The following is a 17,394-nucleotide window of genomic DNA, read 5'->3' on the forward strand; positions in this document are numbered from 1 at the left end:
AGCATGCCTGGGTCAATCCAGGCTACTGTCTGCATTCAAATTCGTCAGGCAGCACAGGCTGCGGATCCGAAAGCCGTTTGCCGGCTTGCCATTGCACGGATCGTCGCTCCCCCCGCCGTCCTCCACACGTCCAGCCTCGATTCTTGACTGATCCGAGTTCGTGAACAGCTTAGCCAGCTGGTATAATGAGTCAACCACTATTTGAGGTGATATGTATCTGATCTGCTGCCGGAACCTTCCTTCTCCCCTTGTGAGAAGGTGGCCGAGCGAAGCTCGGTCGGATGAGGGGTGCTCCAGCTTGGCGCCGATAGCATTCGTCACTCACCCCTCAACCGCCTCGGCGCTGCGCGCCGATCCACCTTCTCCCACAAGGGGAGAAGGAGGAGCGTCCCTCCTCAGGTAATGCGCTGGATGCTCGCGGCGATCTCTTCCGGTTCGAAGACACGCTTCCAGTCGTCGCGCATCAAGACCGGCTTGCCGAATTCGATCGCCTTGTTGCAGGCGTCGGAGAACACGCCCTTGGTCTCGCCGAAGATGACGGCGCCGAGCACGTTCATGTGGCCGAGCAGGAAGTCGAGCGCGGCCTGCCGCTCGACGCCGCGCGCCACGACTTCGTCCATTGCCTCTTTCATGACGACCAGCAGCGAGGCGCACACCGTCTCCGAAAGGCCGGGCTCCAGCAGCGCCATCTGCTCGACCGTGACGCGATGCGAGCGCATCACCGGCGCCCAGATGATACGGGCGATCGCCTCGCCCTTGGCGTAGTCCGCCTCCGGCCCCTGCATCAGGGCACTGACGAAATGCTGCTTGGCCTTGACGCCGCCGAAGAAGTCCTTCTTGGCGGCCATGTCGGTCTCGTCGTTGAAGATCGGCGGATGGCAGGGATGGGTGACGAAATAGGTGAGGTCGGGACGGTCCGGCAAATGGCCGGCGAAAGGGGCGGCGGCATCAAGCACCACCACCATCGTCCCCGCCGCCAGCTTGCTCTCGATGCTCGCCGCGACCTTGCCGATATGCGTGTCCGGCACAGCCAGGATCACCACATCGGCACCCTTGAGCGCCTCGTCGGCGCCGACCGCATCGAAGCCCAGTCCGGTCTTCAGCCGCTCGCAGCCCGCCTCGCTGACCTCGACATGGCGGATCGTGTAGTCCGATCCGCGAAAATTGGTCGACAGGCGATAGCCCATTTTCCCACCGGCTCCGAACAGCGCAATCGTTGTCATCTATGCTTGCTCCCGATTTCCAACGATGGCCGCGCCGATCGTCACGTTATCAACTGGTATAATCACTCTACCATAATGCGATGGTTTGACCAGAGCCTTCGTTGCCGTTTCATGCCGGCAGGTCGCCCGTCTGTACGGCAGTGGCATCATCGGCTGCCAGCTCAGTCAGCGCGGGCCGCGCCAACGCCTGGCGTCCGGCCAGTGCCAGCACGAAGATGACGACGATGCCCTGGACGATGTCCTGGACGCCGGGCGGCATACCGATGATCTGCATGGTGGTGACGATGAGGATCAGAAGGATGCTGGCGAACAAGGTGCCGACAGCCGTCGCCGAGCCGCCGAAGATCAGCGTCCCACCGAGCACCACGGCGGCGATCGACTGCAACAGATAGGGCTGGCCCATCTCGAGGAAGGCGCCGCCTATATAGGCGCCGAGCAGCAGCCCGTTGAGCGACGCCAGCACCGACGAGATGATGAAGGCCGAGGCGATCACCCTGCCGTTCCTGATCGCGGCGAGCCGCGCCGCGGCGCGGTTCTGACCGACCGCCGACAGAAGCTGGCCGAACACGGTGTAGCGCAGCACGAACGAGGTCGCGGCCACGCCGACGATGGCGATGATGGCCATGATCGGCACGCCGGAAACGCGGCCGCTCGCAAGCGTCTTCAGCGCCGGGCTGACGGCGAAACCCGGTATCGCCCGGTTCGACAGCAGCGTCGCCGTCGCCAGCACATAGCCGGTCGCCAGCGTCGCGATGATGGCCGGAATACCGAGCCCGACGACCAGCAGCGAATTCAGCACACCGACGGCAAGGCCGAGCAGGATGGCGGCGGCGACGCCGATGTCAAGATTGGCATCCTGCCCCTTGATGGTCAGCAGCGCGACGAAGGCGCTGAGCGTGATCACTGAAGCCACGGACAGATCTATGTTGCCGCGCCCCGTCGTCACCACGAACATCTGGCCGATGCCGACCACCGTCAGGAACGACGCCGACAGCATGATGCCGGACAGGCTGGACAGGCTGAAGCGGTTGGTGACGACCGAAAGCACCAGCCACAGAAACAGCACGCCGATCGCTGCCCAGATCCAGCGGTTCTTCTGCGCCCAGATATTGAAGGCGGTCAGAGCGTTCATTGTTCGCTCCTGCGGTCGGCGGTCAGGCTGCGCAGCGTCAGCAGCGCGATCAGGATCAGCCCTTGCGTGGCCGCGTTGTAGTCGCTGCTGACGCTGAGCGTGCCAAGCAGGGCGCCGATCAGCGACAGCGTCACCGCGCCGGCGATGGCACCCACCGGTGAGATGATGCCGCCGAGCAGCGAGCAACCGCCCATTACCACGGCGGCGACGCTGAGCAGCGTGAAGGAATTGCCGGAATTGATGTCGCTTGCCGTGTTGATCGCCGTCAGCGACAGGCCGGCCGCACCGGCGAACAGCCCGGCGATGAGATAGCGCACCAGCGCATAGCGCGTCGGCGACCAGCCCGAGCGGATCATCGCCGTCGGGTTGTTGCCGAAGCCGCGCAGCACCACGCCGAGCGGCAGCCGGTCGATGACCAACACGATCAGCGCGACGGCCGCAATGAGGATGATCGAGGTCGGCAAGAACCCGACCGACCAGCCGAACAGCGCCGTCAGCCAGTCGGGGCTGGCGCCGCCCGGCGTCGGCTGCAGCGCATAGCCGATCCCCACCCAGATGAAGGAGGCGCCGAGCGTGACGACGATGGCCGGGATCTTGCGCGCCTGGATCAGGTTGCCGAGCCCGGCATAGGCGGCGAGCGCCGCCACCAGCGCGAGAGCGCCGAGCCATGGCTGGTCGTAGAGCAGCGTGGCGCTGAGCACGCTGACCAGCCCGGCGAAGGCGCCGACGCCAAGGTCGATCTCGCTGCCGCCGACGATGAACATCTGCGCCGCCGTGACCAGCACCAGAGACAGCGCCGGCATCAGGAGCAGGTCGAGGCCGAAGATCGAGGCGACCGCCGGGTTGGCCGAGATCATGACGCCCAGCACCGCGGCAAGCCCGATGAAGGGCGCCGCGTTCACCAGCCGCCGGGCAAGTCCGGCAGCTGTCGCCGCCTTTGGCTCGGCGTCGGCGAGCTTTTCCGTCGGTTGGGTGAAGGAGGCGCCGACGATCGCCGATTCCGTGATCGCTTCGCCCGCCAGTTCCCGCACGATGCGTCCGCCGGCGAACACCAGCACGCGGTCGCAGGCGAGCAGTTCGGCGTCCTCGGTCGTGTGCCAGACCAGGGTGCGACCGCCACGTGCGATCTCGTTGCAGAGCCGGTAAAAATCCTGCTTGGTGGCGATATCGACGCCGCGCGTCGGGTCGTCGAGCAGGATGACCGGCGCATCGGTGACCAGCGCGCGGGCGACCAGCGCCTTCTGCTGGTTGCCGCCGCTGAGCTCGGTGATGTTGGACTGGAAGCGCTTGTCGTCCAGCCGCAACTTGCCGGCGGCGCCGCTCGCCGTATCGCGGTTGGCGCGCTCGGAAACCAGGCCGAGCGCCGGCCGGCGGGCAAGCGCGCCGATGCTGATGTTTGACAGCACGCTCCACAGCGGGAAGACGCCTTCCTTCTGCCGGTCGCCGGCGATGAAGCTCGCCTCGGCGCGCCTTGCGACCGCCGCGTCCTGCCTGCGGCCGGTGCCGAAGATCGCGTGCAGCAATTCCTTCTGGCCGCTGCCTTCGAGGCCGGCCAGTCCGACGATCTCGCCGCGCACGATGTCGATGTCGTGGCCGAGCTCCGCCGTCAGCGGGCCGGAGAGCCGCACCAGCACGTCCTTTGAGGATGCTGCAGAGACGCTGTGCTGGTGGACCGGATTGGCGTCGCCGCCCATCAGCTGCACCAGCCCGGCGATCGAAGCATCTGCGACCTTGCCCTGCCAGGCGGTGCGGCCGTTGCGCAGCACCACGATTTCGGTGGCGATGTCGATGATTTCCTGCAGCTTGTGGCTGATGAAGATGAAGGCGAGCCCGACCTTCGCCCGCTCGCGGACGAAGGCGCGCAACTGTTTCGAGCGGTCGAGGTCGAGCGATGAGGTCGGCTCGTCGAGCACGATCAGCTTGGCGCCGGGCGTTGCCGCCGCGCGCGCGATTTCCACCATCTGCCGTTCGGCAATGGAGAGGTGGCCGACCTCGGCGTCGGCGTCGATGCCGTTGCCGGGAAAGACGGCGTCGAGTGTCGCGCGGGCACGGGTCCGGTAGAGCGCCCGCCAGCCCGGGCGGCTGGCCGCTTCGCCCGGTGTTTCGAGGAAGAAATTTTCGGCGACCGAGAGGTTGGCGCAGAGCGACAGCTCCTGGTGCACCATGCGGATGCCGCGCCGCTGCGCCTCGTTGGTGTCGTAGCCGGTGAAGTCCAGCGGCTCGCCGGCAAAGGCAATCGAGCCTAGCGTCGGCCACATCGCGCCGCACAGGATGCGCATCAGCGTGGATTTGCCGGCGCCGTTGCCGCCGACCAGCCCGATCACGTCGCCGGCGCTGACGGAAAGATCGATGCCCGCATTGGCAAGCGTCGGCCCGAAGCTCTTGGTGATCCGGCTGAGCGCGACGACGCTTGGCCGGGCAGCAGCGGCAGGCACCGTGGAGGCGCCACCATCCTGATCGACAACGGCAAGCTGGGACATTCGTCCTCCGTTTTCTGCGACGGCAAGATCGGGCGCAGTCTTTCAACAGCGCCCGATCGAAGCCGGCTGGTCGCGCTACTTGCTGAGCAGGTTCTGCTTCACCCAGTCCAGCGAATAGCTCGGGCTGATGATCTGGCCGCCCGGCAGTTTCGCATATTCCTTGAGATTGCCGGCGTCGACCGTCGCCACCGGCATGATCATCAGCTTCGGCGCCTGCGCGCCTTTCAGCAGCGACAGGCCGAGCCAGAAGGCGGCGCCGCCAATGCCCGGCGTGGTGTTCATCGACACGGTCTGGTAGCCGTTCTTGGCATTCTCGTCTGCCCACCATTTGACGAAGTCGGTGCCGCCGCCGCCTTCGATGATCGGCATCTTGCCGGCATAGTCGCCGCCATACTGGACGAAGGCCTGCGCGATGCCGACGTCGTCGCTGCCGCCCTGGCCGAGCACGGCGTCGACATGCGGCAGCGAGGGTAGGACGTTGGCGATCGCGGCCTGCGCCACCGAGGCGGTCGCCTGGCCGTAGACGGTGGCCACCACCTTGATGTCGGGGTATTTCGCCAGCACCGACTTCTGCGCGTTGAACATGTCGTTGTCGGGTGCCGAACCCTTTACGCCGCGCACCTGGATGACGTTGCCCTTGCCGCCGAGCATCTTGAACACGGCTTCGGCCTGGGTCGCCTTGTAGCCCTTGAAGTCGAAATTGAGCTGGTAGTTACAGGGCGCCGAGGCGACCGAATCGAAGGAGACGACGATGATGCCGGCCTTGCAGGCCTTTTCGATGATGCCGTTGACCGCGGTTTCAGAGGCGGCGTCGACCGCCAGCACGTCGACCTTCTTCAGGATCAGTTCGGCGATCTGGCTGTTCTGCTGCGCGACCGAGCCGTCGCCGTTCATGACGATGTAGTCGGCGATCTGGCCGGCGGCCTTGGCTTCCTTGGCCGAGGCCTCGAAGGCTTCCACCATCTGGTGGCGCCAGGTGTTGCCGTAATAGGCATTGGTCAGCGCGATGACCGGCTTGTCCGATGATGCCATTGCCGGCAGCACGCACACGCTCGCCAGCGCGGCGCTGGCAAGCGCCGCCACGATTGTAAGTCTCATTGTATCTCCTCCCAGAAAGACCATAGGACGCAGCGCAATGCTGAGGATCACGCTATGTCAGGTACATATTATACCAGCATACCAAATAGACAAGTGCCTTTGCTACCCCTGCGAGTGGCGGAGATTCGTGACAGGCATATGCGAATGCCTATCTGCCGCGTCCTTTTTCGGTTTCGTATTGCCTTTGTACGAGGCTGCTTTTATTCCAACCGCAGTCGGTGGCCTCACTATGGCGCGAAAGAAAAAAGAACCCCCAGTTCGATTCTTCACGGCCGATGGCGTCGAGGTGGAAACCATCCTCGATTTGGCCGGCCCTCACAAGGATGAGCTGGTGAAGCGAATCGTTGCGGCGCTCGCGCGAGACGCGGCGAGGCGGGATTTTCTCGCCGAGCGCGGCCTGGTCTCGCGTCAAGCCTAACGGGCCGTCGCCGGGTTCGTTCAAAATGCGGGGGTTGCCGTTCAACGTGCGCGAGCCGTATTGCCTCCGAGAGGAGGGTTCATTCCTCCTCTTGGTTTATGGGTTCGCCAGACCATACGAGAACATACGACGGATATGGGTTGGCAAACCGGCCGCTAAATCCTTGAGTTTTTATTGAAAATCCTGTCCCTCAGTGACTAAAATAATCGTTATCCGCCAATATGTTACGCCCATCCTATTTGCCTGAGCTCAGCCCCTTCCGGGTCAGGCGGGAAAAAGGAACGCTCCCCTCGGGTCGAAAAAGACCTGACGGAGGTTTGGCGCCGCGTCGTGCGAAGCCATGGCCGAGGATGTCGGCCTGATATCGATCTCCTGACCGGCGGAAGTGCGCGCGACGATGCGCCTGCGCTCGCCGAAGAAGGCGACATCGACGATCTGGACCGCGAGTTCCGCACTGTTGGGGCTACGCTCCAGGCGAAATGCTTCCGGCCGGATCATTAGCCTGGTCTTTTGTCCCTGCTGGAAGCTGCCATTCGCGCTGATGCCCGAGACCAGCGAGCCGTCTGCAAGGCGGATGGTTGCCGCGCCGCCGATGGTTTCCAGATGTTCGGCGGCGAGGAAATTTGAGTTGCCGATGAAGCCGGCGACGAAGTCGGTGGCGGGCCGAAGATAAAGATCCTCGCCGGTGCCGATCTGCTCGATGCGACCGTCCCTGAAGAGCGCGATGCGGTCCGACAGGTGCAGTGCTTCTTCCTGGTCATGGGTGACGTAGAGGATGGTGACGCCGGTCTCGCGGTGGATGCGGCGAATCTCGGCCTGGATCTCCTCGCGCAGTTTCTTGTCGAGCGCGGAAAGCGGCTCGTCCATCAGTAGGATCGGCGGATCGTAGGCCAGCGCGCGGGCGAGCGCGACGCGCTGCTGCTGGCCACCTGACAGCGCGCCGGGCAGCCGTTCGGCGAAGCTTTCGAGCCGCACCAACGAGAGCATGTCGGCGACCTTGCGCTTGACCTCAGCGTCGGGCCTGCGGCGAACGCGAAGCGGAAAGGCGACGTTCTCGGCGACGCTGAGATGCGGGAACAGCGTGTAGCGCTGGAAGACCATGCCGATGTTGCGTTTGTGCGAGGGCACGGCAAGCAGCGACCTATCCTGCAGCAGGACGTCGCCGGAGGTCGGATCCTGGAAGCCGGCGATCGCATAGAGCGTCGTCGATTTTCCCGAGCCGGAGGGCCCGAGGAAGGTGAGGAATTCGCCCTTTGGTATGTCCAGTGTCACATCATGAACGGCCGTGAAGGCACCGAAAGCCTTGCGCAATTTGCGGATCGACAGGAAGGGCTGGGTCATGTCTGGAGCCTTCGGCGCAGCAGGGCCGTCACGACCATCAGGGCAAGCGTGAGCCCGACCAGCAGGCTGGAGGCGGCGGCGATGACGGGAGTGAGGTCGGAGCGGAGGCTGCCCCAGATCTTGACCGGCAAGGTTTGTAGAGTTGGGCTAGCCATGAAAATCGCCACCACCACTTCATCCCAGGAGGCGAGGAAGGAAAAGATCGCGGCGGAAACAATGCCGATGCGGATCGACGGCAAGGTGATCCTGAGCTTGGCCTCGAGCGGGCTTGCGCCGCAGATGATGGCCGCGTCCTCGATCGACTTGTCGAAACCTTCGAGCGCGGTGGCGATCGGGATGATGGCGAAGGGCAGCGCCAGCACGGTGTGGGCGATGACGAAGCCGACCGTGGTGCCGCCGAGGCCAAGTCGCAGGAAGAAGGCGTAGATGGCGATGGCGAAGACGACGACCGGCAGGACCATCGGCGTCAGCAGCAGGCCGCGCAGGATCTCGCGCCCACGGAAATTGCCGCGCACCAGCGCGAAGGAAGCGAGCAGGCCGATGACGACGGCAAGCAGCACCGTCAACGTGGCGATGCGGGCGCTGGTCAATGCTGCTTCGAGCCAGGACGGATCGGCGAACAGTTCCTGATACCATTTCAGCGTCCAGCCGGGCGGCGGGAAGGCCAGCCAGCGCGACGAGCCGAAGGAGAGCAGCACGATGAAGACCACGGGCAACAGCAGGAAGGCGGCAACACAAGCGGTGAAGGCAAGCAGTGCTCCCTTCAGCCAGCCCAGGCGGTCATAGTCGAGCAGCATCTCAGACGCCTCCCGCGGCGCGTAGCGCGCCGACAAGGCGCAGCTGCAGCGCGTAGAGCGCCATGGTGACGACGAGCAGGATGAAGGCGGCGGCGCTGCCCAGTCCCCAGTTGAGCAGCGACTGGATCATCTGCGCGATCATTTCCGCAAGCATCATGTTCGACGTGCCGCCGAGCAGCGCAGGCGTAACGAAATAGCCGAGCGACATGACGAACACCATCAGGCCGCCGGCGGCGATGCCGGGCAGCGACAGCGGCAAGAGGATGCGGCGGAAGGCGGCGAGTGGGCTCGCGCCGCAAAGGGCGGCGGCGCGCAGCATCATCGGATCGATCGCCCGCAAGGTGCCGACCATCGGCAGGATCATGAACGGCAGCATGATGTAGACCATGCCGATGGTGACGCCGGTGAGGTTGTTGATCAGAGGCAGTGGCTGGTCGATGAGACCGGTGGCCATGAGCGCCCGGTTGATGACACCGGTGCGCTGCAAGAGCACCATCCAGGCATAGGTGCGGGTTAGCAGATTGGTCCACATCGACAGGATGATGACGCCGAACAGGATCGAGGCGAGCACGGCCGGCATGATCGCCAGCATCCAGGCGACCGGGAAGGCAACGAGCACGGTGACAATGGTGACGACGAACGCGACCAGGAAGGTGTTGAAGAACACTCGCGCATAGGTGCCGTCGCCGAGCAGGGCCGTGTAATTCTGCAGGCCGGGGGTAGGCTCGGTGACGCTGCGCAGCAACAGCGCCAGCACCGGGACAACGAAGAAGAGCCCGATCAGAATCAACGCCGGAAGCAGGCCACCGAGACCTGCCGGCATGCGCATGGATGCGACGCTCTGCTCAGTTTCGACCGACATGGCGATCCCTTGGGTTGCCGAGCGGGGCGGCTTAAGCCGCCCCGCTCCTTGTCATGAGACGGCGGGCGTTACTTGGCCTGCCAGGCGTACCAGCGCGTGGCGATCTCGTCGCGATGCTCGGCCCAGTAGTTCATGTCGAGATTGATCTGGCCGTCGACATGGGCGTCTGGCAGGCCCTTGACCACGTCGGCGGGCATCTCGGCCTTGGCCTTGGTGTTGATCGGCGCATAGCCGCTCGCCTCGGCGAACTTCGCCTGGCCGGTGGCGCTGCTGGCCGCGGCCAGGAACTTCATCGCTGTGTCCCTGTTCTTGGCGCCCTTCGGCACCACCAGAACGTCGGCGGCGGTCAGGTTCTGGTTCCAGGACACGCCGACATCGGCGCCGTCCTTCTCCAGCGCGAAGACGCGGCCGTTCCAGAGCTGGCCGAAGGCTGCCTCGCCCGAGGCGATCAGCTGCTGCGATTCGGCGCCGCCGCCCCACCAGACAATGTCGGACTTGATGGTGTCGAGCTTCTTGAAGGCGCGGTCGAGATCGAGCGGATAGAGCTTGTCGGCGGGCACGCCGTCGGCCAGCAGCGCGATCTCGATGACGCCGGGCGCCGACCATTTGTAGAAGGTGCGCTTGCCCGGGAACTTCTTGGTGTCGAACATGTCGGCCCAGCTTGCTGGCTCACCGGAGACGGCGCCCTTGTTCCAGGCGAGCACGAAGGAATAGTAGAAGCTGCCGATGGCGTGTTCGTTGCTGAAGCGTGGGTCGAGATCGTCCTTGGGCACGGCGGCGAAGTCGATCGGCTCGAGCAGGCCGTCCTTGGCCGCCTTGATGGCGAAATCCATCTCGACGTCGACGACGTCCCAGGTGACGTTCTTGGCGTCGACCATGGCCTTCAGCTTGCCGTAGTCGGTCGGGCCGTCCTGCAGCACCTTGACGCCGGACGAAGCGGTGAAGGGTTCGGCCCAGGACTTGGTCTGGGCTTCCTGGGTCGTCCCGCCCCAGCTGGTAAACACCATTTCGTCGGCCTTGGCGGCCGTGGTTGCCATGAGACCGGCAAGGATGCCGGCGAAAATCAGTTTCATGTCGTTCTCCTCTGATTGGTTGTTCCGTTTCTTGTTCTTCAGTGCGCCGTCGCCATGCCGCCTCAGCGCATGACGAAGGGATCGGGGATCGGTTCGTCCGAGGTGCGGATCCACACCGATTTCGAGCGTGTGTAGTCGCGGATGGCGTCGAGGCCACCTTCGCGGCCGAAGCCGGAAAGGCCGTAGCCGCCGAAGGGGACCAGCGGCGAGACGGCACGGTAGGTGTTGACCCAGACCACGCCGGAATGGATGCCGCGCGCCATGCGGTGCGCCTTGGCGAGATTGCTGGTGAAAACGCCGGAGGCGAGCCCGAAAGGCGTGTCGTTGGCGAGCGCCAGCGCCTCGGCCTCGGTGTCGAAGGCAAGCGCGCTCAGCACCGGGCCGAACAATTCTTCGCGCATGCAGGCCAGGTTCTGATCCGGAGCTTCGATGATCGTCGGCGCATAGTAGAAGCCGTCCGCCTTGCCCTTCGGCCGCGTGCCGCCGGTGACGAGCCGGCCGCCGCCGGCCAAGCTTTCGGCGACGATCCGTTCGATCCGTTCGCGCTGGCGCGAAGTTGCCAGCGGCCCCATTTCGGTTGCGGGATCCTGCGGGTCGCCGATGGCGATGGCTTCGGCTTTCTGTTTCAGCCGGGCGAGGAACTCGTCCTTGACCGAGCGCTCGACCAGCAGACGCGAGCCAGCAACGCAGCTCTGGCCGGTCGCCGCGAAGATGCCGGCGACAACGGCGTTGGCGGCGCTGTCGAGATCAGCGTCGGCGAAGACGACGACCGGGCTTTTGCCGCCGAGCTCGAGCGTCGTGTAGGCAAGGTTCTCGGCCGTGTTGATGACGATCTGCCTGGCGGTCGAGGGGCCGCCGGTGAAGGCGACGCGCGCGACCAGCGGATGGCTGGTCAGGCGGTGCCCGCAATCATGGCCGAAGCCGGTAAGGATGCTGACGGCGCCCGCCGGAAAGCCTGCCTCATGGACGAGCTCGGCGAAGGCGAGCAGCGGTGCCGGGCCATCCTCGGAGGCCTTCAGCACGACCGTGCAGCCCGCCGCAAGCGCCGGGCCGAGCTTGACCGCCGACAAAAATAGCTGCGAATTCCACGGCACGATAGCGGCGACGACGCCGATCGGCTCGGGCCGCACCGTCACCTCCATGTCGGCCTTGTCGATCGGGATGAAAGCGCCTTCGTGCTTGTCGGCCAGGCCGCCATAGTAGCGGTAGTAGTCGCCGACATAGGCGATCTGGGCGCGCGTCTCCCGGATGATCTTGCCGGTGTCGCGCGTCTCCAGTTCGGCCAGCCGGCCGGCATTGGCGGCGACAAGATCGCCGAGCCTGACCAACAGCTTGCCGCGCGCGGTGGCCGTCAGCGCTGCCCAAGGCCCGGAGCGCAGCGCCTTGTGCGCTGCTTCGACGGCGCGGTCGACATCGGTGACGCCGGCGGCCGGCATCGTCGCCCAGGGCTCGCCGGTCGACGGGTCGACGCTGTCGAAGGTCGCGGCGGCCTCGAGAAAGCTCCCGTCGATGTAGTTCCTGAATTGGGATGTGCTCATCGCGGCCCCGCTTCCTGGAAGGCCGGCATCACCTTGTCGATGAAGAGCTGCAGCGACTTTTTCTTGCGCTGGTGGGAAAGGCCGCTGTCGAGCCAGATAGAATACTGGTCGTAGCCCTGGGCTTCGTAGGTCTTCAGCCTGGCGATCACCTCGTCGGCCTCGCCGATGACCAGGTTCTGCCGGATCTTGTCCGACGCATATTGCGGCATGGCCACGATCTCGGCCTCCGTCAGCGGCTCCAGGATGCCCTGGCGCACCGGCTTCTTGTTCTGGAACCAGGCGCTGAACTGGCAGTAAAACAGCGACAGGTCCTGCGTCAGACGGTCGGCGTCGGCGGCATCCTCGGCAACGAAGGTGTGCATCAGAAGCATGATTTCCGGCCGCGAAACCTCCGGATGAGCCTGGCACGCCGTGTTGAAGCGCTCCATCAGGCTGGCCACCTCGCCGTCGCCGGAGGCAAGCGGCGTGACCTGCACATTGCATTTGTTGGCCACCGCGAAATCGTGCGAGTTCGGATCGCGCGCCGCCACCCAGATCGGCGGGTAGGGTGTTTGCAGCGGCTTCGGCGACGAGGTGGTGGGCGGGAAGGACCAGAACTCGCCGGAAAGCTCGAAATCGCCGTCCCAGAGGCCGCGCAGCGCCGGCACCATCTCGCGCATGCGCTGGCCGGCGCCCCAGGCGTCGAGGCCGGGGAAGAGTCGCTGATACTCATAGCTGTAGGCGCCGCGCGCAATGCCGATGTCGAGCCGGCCACCGGTGATGACGTCGGCCATCGCCGCTTCGCCGGCAAGTTTGATCGGGTGCCAGAAGGGCGCGACGATGGTGCCGGTGCCGAGGCGGATGTTCGTCGTCTTGCCGGCGAGATAGGCGATGTTGATGAACGGGTTTGGCGAGATGGTGAATTCCATGCCGTGATGCTCGCCGATCCAGGCAGTCTCGAAGCCGGCCTGCTCGGCAAGCAGGACGAGTTCTCCCAGCTCCGTCAGCAGCTCGGAATGCGGCTTCTCCAGCTCCGCGCGCTCCATGTGTACGAAAAGGGAAAATTTCATCGGTCTCACCCGTGGCCGGAATGGAGTGCAGGCGCGGGCTTGGCGAGCGGCCGGACCTCGCCTTCAACCTCGTTGCCGACATAGACGCCGAAAGCATCTTCGGTGCGTTCGCGCACGTAGCGGGTCAACATCGAACGCACCGCCGGATCGGCGATCGTCAATTCGGCTATCCGCTCGATCTCGACAAACCGGACCTGCCCGTCACCCGAACGGGGAGAGCCTACCGTTCCGCGATAGTAGACGTGAGTACGCGAGGCTTCCGTCGCGTCGTCCCAGACCGCGTAGAGAAAGCCGAGATCGGCGTCGATCGCCTTGGCTGCAAGTTTTCCCCTGAGACTGCGGGCGTCATTCGCGGCACCAAGGCCATGTCCGGCAGGCAATTGGCAGGAGCCGTCGGCCGCTTCGAAAAAGAGCACGCGGCCTTCATTTTCGAGGATGGCGCCGACCTCGGTTTCGGGCGGGGCAGCCGCGAGCGCGTCCTGGCTGAGGCCAGGCGTGATATAGGTGCCGCGGCAATAGCCGAGCGGCTGTGCGCCATTGTGGGTGAAATCGTGGACGCGGCCGATCAGGATCGAATGGTCGCCGGCATCGACCAACTGCTCCAAGTCGCAATCGAACACCGCGACCGAGCCATTGATCACCGGATTTCCGGTCTGCCCTGGCTGCCACGCCACCGAGGAAAATTTGTCGGCGGCCTTGGAGGCGAAGATGCCGGAGGCGGCCTTCTGGTCTTCCGACAAGATGTTGATGGCGAAGCCCCTGGAGGTCGAGAAAGCCTGGTGCCCGAGTGCCTTCTTGGCGATGCAGACCAGCACCAGCGGCGGCTCGAGCGAGACGGAGGTGAAGGAGTTGGCAGTGAAGCCGCGCGGCTCGCCTTCGGCGCCGATGGTCGTAACGATGGTGACGCCGGTCAGGAAGGAGCCCAGCGCGCGCCGGAATTCGATGACGTCGAATGCCGGATCGATCGCGGCCCTTGCCGAAACAGCCGCCACCTTGTCGAGAAAGGCGATGATTTGTTGAGTCACTTTTTGCGGCGAAGCGATTGTCATCATATGCTTTTCGCCGCTCAGCACCAGGCATTGCCCTGAAGGCGCGAGCCGAGCCATCGCGGCAGACATGGCAGGCGTGGAATTGCGGTCTTCCGATCCGGTCATGAACAGCGCCGGCACGGAAAGATCGGCCAGGCGATCGACATGCGCGGTGTCGGCGCTGGCAAAGAGGCGATAGGTGCGGGCATAGCCTTGCGCGTCGACGCTTTCGAGCGCGGTCCTTGCCGTGGCAGCCGCATCGGCCAGATCGGCGGGTATGGGATTGCCGAACCAGCGGGCGATCGTTGCTGCGATGGATGATGGATCGCCACGGCCACCAAGTGCCGCCGCCCGATCGCGCACCGCCTGCGCAAGCTCCGGAGGACGGCGGAAGACGGCGTTCAGGCAGATGATTGAACTGACGCGGGAGGGCGCGCGCAGCGCGATTTCCTGGGCAACCAGCGCGCCCATGGAGTGGCCCACGACCGCGACGCGATCGAGGCCGAGTTGGTTGAGCAGGAGGATCGCCTGGTCGGCGAAGTCGGACACTCCGGCATTCTCCGGCGGCAGAGGCGAGGCGCCGTGGCCGAGCATATCGATGGCGATGAGCTCGAAGTGGTTCTGCATTAGCATGATCTGCGGCTCCCAGATCGCAGCGCTCATACCGACGCCATGGATGAGCAGAACCGGCGCGCCGGTGCCGGCGCGGATGAAGCCAGTACCGTCTGGAGCCTTACCCCGGACCAATGCGGCACCGTCAGCCATGCAGGTCTCCGAGCTCCTTCAGGTCCTGGTAGCGGTCGCCGATACGGTGATGCGGGCGGCCGCCGATGGAGGCGCCGAGCGCCACCACCAGCTCATCGGGCGCCGGCGCGTCGCCGATCTGGAAATGCACGGTGAGATAGTGCGAGCGACGGCCTTCGTCGTTCTTGTCCATCAGCGGGATCATGATCGGCGTGTTCGGTCCGCCGCGCAGATTGGTGAAGGCCAGATAGGTCTTGGCGCCAACGGCGCGGCGGTAATGGTTGCCGAAGTGCAGGGTGTGGATCAGCGCCGAGGCGTGCTCGACTTCACCCGCCGTGCCGCAGATGGCGGCCTTGCCGTAGCCTTCGATTACCTCGCCCGAACCCGCCACGGCGATGATCTCGCGCGTCAGCGTCTCGCCGAGGACGGGAGCGATGGCCCGAATCTCGGGCGAAAGATCCTCGGTGTAGCCGCGTCCGGTCCATGGGTTGGTCAGCACGGCGGCAACGCCGATCAGGCGCAGCGGCTTCGGCGCCGCCTTGCCGCCTTCGATCAACGTGTTCTCGACATAGGTCACGATCTTGCGGATGGCCGGCTGCATGTAAATCCTCGGTCACAATGGCGCGGCAGGCTCTCGCCAATCTCTATCGCGTCTTATGGTATACCATGCTATGGAGCGCCACGTACCTTGTCAACCGGCCATGGAATCTGTTTTTGTGGCGACGCGAAAAGACGGAGAAGAAATGGCTGACGATACGCTTCGGATCGACCGCTCAGCCAAGACGCTGCGCACGCTGGCGCTGGAGCGCATGCGCGAGGCGATCATGGATTTCCATTTCCAGCCCGGCGAAAGGCTGGTCGAGCGGCCGCTCTGCGACCAGCTCGGTGTCAGCCGTTCGGTGGTGCGGGAGGTGTTGCGGCAGCTGGAGGCCGAAGGCCTGGTCCAGATGGTTCCTGGCCATGGGCCGGCGGTGGCCAAGCCCGATCTCGGCCGCACTGACGAGATCTACGAATTGCGTGCGCTGCTGGAAGGCATAGCAGCGCGGGCCTGCGCAACGTCGGCCACCAAGGACCAGATCGCGCTGCTCGACGCCGCCCTGGAAAAGCTTCTCGAAGCCTGGGCGTCGGGCGCGCCGGTCGAGGTGATGCGGGCGACGGCCCGATTTTACGAGGTGCTGTTCGAGGCCGCCGACAAGCGCATCGCCTGGGAGATCGTCACCGGACTCAATGTGCGCATCAACCAGCTGCGCTCGATGACGATCGCATCGGAGAATCGCCGCGACGGGGCGGTCGCAGAGATGCATGCGATCATGGATGCGATCCGCTCGCGCAAACCGGAAGAGGCGGAAGCGGCGGCCAGGCGCCATGTCGAATCCGCCTGGCGGATCGCCAAAGCAATGCTTCGCGAGTGATAGCTGCGACCGCTACACTGGTGGCGGGGCTTCCGCATAGCGCCTCTGTCCCTCGACGAACTGCATGATGCCGTGTCGCTTCGTATCGTCATTGAGGTAGTCAAAGGCTCAATCAGCCAACGCGACGATATTCGGCATCGGGAGTGAGGGATACAAACGGTGGCGTCAGCGTAGTTCTGTAACGCAAGTCTGATCTGCCCACGTTCCCGATGAAGTAAAGACCTTTCAAAAAGGGAGAGGGCTACAGCGTAGGACGGCGTGCCCCAGAGGCGCGTCTGCTTTGCTCCTGATCTCGGCCGTTAGATTGGCTTGACCGTTTCCTGAAAGCTGACTTTGCGGTAACCTTCCGTCTGCGCAATATAGTGGATCGGTATTTTGATAGTTACGTCGGCTTGTCGTCCGGATGGCCGAGCTCGCAGAACCAGCCGCCCAGATACTTCACTGACGGCCTCTTCGAATCCGGAACGGGTGTCCTGGCCTCTACCGCGGCGCGGAAAGGCTCGGCACTGTCCTGCGGGACGAATCCCAGATGGTTCGCACCGCTGTTGTCAACCATCTTCAACTTATTATCGGAAATGCCGAAGGAGATCGTGTGGCCGACACGCGGCGCGGTGAGCGCTGCCTCGACCAGGCGCACGCAGTCGGCGAAGGAGAGGTATGACCACAGCATGCGGCGGTCGGACGGCTCGGGGAAGGAGGAAAAGATGCGCAGGCATACCGTCTCGATGCCGAACTTGTCCCAGTAGAGCCGGCTGAGGCTCTCGACGAAATTCTTCGACACGCCGTAGAGGCTGTCGGGGCGCACCGGCGCGTCGACCCCGATATGCGCCTCGACCTCGTGATAGCCGATGGCATGCACGGAGGAGGCATAGATGACGCGCTTCACCCCGTGTTTCCGCGCGCCTTCGTAGATGTGGTAGGAGCCGCGGATGCTCGAATCCAGGATCGTCTGCCATTCGCATTCGAGCGGCGCGCCGCCGAAATGCACGATCGCATCGCAATCCCGGGTGGCCGCGATGGTCGCCTCCATGTCGGCGAGATCGAAGACCGCTTCCTCCTCGTGGGCGGCAAGGTCGGCGAACGGTTCACGACCCGCCAGGCGGATGGTTTTCGCCAGCGGCACCAGCCCCTTGCGCAGCTCCGAGCCGAGACGTCCGGCCGCGCCGGTGATCAGGATACGTTCGTAATGCGGCATATCA

The 17,394-nt window shown here is 64.6% G+C and carries 15 protein-coding genes; 1 reads left to right on the plus strand and 14 read right to left on the minus strand.

The genetic code is table 11. From position 1 onward, the window contains the following. Positions 1-395: 395 nt before the first annotated feature. The 13 genes from ACFSQT_RS29550 to ACFSQT_RS29610 form a co-directional block, all read right to left on the minus strand. Complete coding sequence (locus tag ACFSQT_RS29550; RefSeq protein WP_379024771.1) at positions 396-1,223, minus strand: phosphogluconate dehydrogenase C-terminal domain-containing protein; 828 nt, start codon at positions 1,221-1,223, stop codon at positions 396-398. 109 nt (positions 1,224-1,332) lie between these two features. Continuing rightward, positions 1,333-2,355, minus strand: coding sequence for an ABC transporter permease (locus ACFSQT_RS29555; protein WP_379024773.1), 1,023 nt, complete (start codon positions 2,353-2,355; stop codon positions 1,333-1,335). After that, entirely contained in the window at positions 2,352-4,835 is a 2,484-nt protein-coding gene (locus ACFSQT_RS29560; protein WP_379024775.1) for an ATP-binding cassette domain-containing protein, read from the minus strand. Before ACFSQT_RS29560 ends, ACFSQT_RS29555 begins: the two co-directional genes overlap by 4 nt. A 75-nt stretch (positions 4,836-4,910) precedes the next feature. Continuing rightward, positions 4,911-5,933 carry an ABC transporter substrate-binding protein gene (locus ACFSQT_RS29565; RefSeq protein ID WP_379024777.1) on the minus strand — a complete coding sequence of 341 codons (1,023 nt, stop codon included), beginning with the start codon at positions 5,931-5,933 and terminating at the stop codon, positions 4,911-4,913. A gap of 148 nt (positions 5,934-6,081) precedes the next feature. Then, on the minus strand, positions 6,082-6,396 hold the full coding sequence (locus tag ACFSQT_RS29570) for a hypothetical protein (protein ID WP_379024779.1): 315 nt from the start codon (positions 6,394-6,396) through the stop codon (positions 6,082-6,084). Positions 6,397-6,615: 219 nt separating this feature from the next. Further along, positions 6,616-7,692, minus strand: a complete 1,077-nt coding sequence (locus ACFSQT_RS29575) for an ABC transporter ATP-binding protein (protein WP_379024781.1) — start codon at positions 7,690-7,692, stop codon at positions 6,616-6,618. Next, positions 7,689-8,489, minus strand: a complete 801-nt coding sequence (locus ACFSQT_RS29580) for an ABC transporter permease (RefSeq protein WP_379024783.1) — start codon at positions 8,487-8,489, stop codon at positions 7,689-7,691. Before ACFSQT_RS29580 ends, ACFSQT_RS29575 begins: the two co-directional genes overlap by 4 nt. A 1-nt stretch (position 8,490) precedes the next feature. Next, entirely contained in the window at positions 8,491-9,351 is an 861-nt protein-coding gene (locus tag ACFSQT_RS29585) for an ABC transporter permease (protein ID WP_379024785.1), read from the minus strand. Positions 9,352-9,419: 68 nt separating this feature from the next. Next, a complete protein-coding gene (locus tag ACFSQT_RS29590) occupies positions 9,420-10,424 on the minus strand; it encodes an ABC transporter substrate-binding protein (protein WP_379024787.1) in 1,005 nt (334 codons plus the stop codon). A gap of 62 nt (positions 10,425-10,486) precedes the next feature. Next, positions 10,487-11,962 carry an aldehyde dehydrogenase gene (locus tag ACFSQT_RS29595; protein WP_379024789.1) on the minus strand — a complete coding sequence of 492 codons (1,476 nt, stop codon included), beginning with the start codon at positions 11,960-11,962 and terminating at the stop codon, positions 10,487-10,489. Then, on the minus strand, positions 11,959-13,011 hold the full coding sequence (locus ACFSQT_RS29600) for an LLM class flavin-dependent oxidoreductase (RefSeq protein ID WP_379024791.1): 1,053 nt from the start codon (positions 13,009-13,011) through the stop codon (positions 11,959-11,961). The genes ACFSQT_RS29595 and ACFSQT_RS29600 overlap by 4 nt, the downstream gene beginning before the upstream one ends. A gap of 5 nt (positions 13,012-13,016) precedes the next feature. Continuing rightward, positions 13,017-14,804 carry an alpha/beta fold hydrolase gene (locus tag ACFSQT_RS29605; RefSeq protein WP_379024793.1) on the minus strand — a complete coding sequence of 596 codons (1,788 nt, stop codon included), beginning with the start codon at positions 14,802-14,804 and terminating at the stop codon, positions 13,017-13,019. Further along, positions 14,797-15,384, minus strand: a complete 588-nt coding sequence (locus ACFSQT_RS29610; RefSeq protein WP_379024795.1) for an amino acid synthesis family protein — start codon at positions 15,382-15,384, stop codon at positions 14,797-14,799. The genes ACFSQT_RS29605 and ACFSQT_RS29610 overlap by 8 nt, the downstream gene beginning before the upstream one ends. A gap of 142 nt (positions 15,385-15,526) precedes the next feature. Between ACFSQT_RS29610 and ACFSQT_RS29615 the strand changes: the two genes are divergently transcribed. Further along, complete coding sequence (locus ACFSQT_RS29615) at positions 15,527-16,195, plus strand: GntR family transcriptional regulator (RefSeq protein ID WP_379024797.1); 669 nt, start codon at positions 15,527-15,529, stop codon at positions 16,193-16,195. A gap of 382 nt (positions 16,196-16,577) precedes the next feature. Here the strand turns inward: ACFSQT_RS29615 and ACFSQT_RS29620 are convergent, their stop codons facing one another. Continuing rightward, positions 16,578-17,390, minus strand: coding sequence for an NAD-dependent epimerase/dehydratase family protein (locus tag ACFSQT_RS29620; RefSeq protein ID WP_379024799.1), 813 nt, complete (start codon positions 17,388-17,390; stop codon positions 16,578-16,580). Between the last annotated feature and the right edge of the window lie 4 nt (positions 17,391-17,394).

It is taken from the genome of Mesorhizobium calcicola (assembly GCF_042682105.1).
Taxonomy (GTDB): Bacteria; Pseudomonadota; Alphaproteobacteria; order Rhizobiales; family Rhizobiaceae; genus Mesorhizobium; species Mesorhizobium calcicola.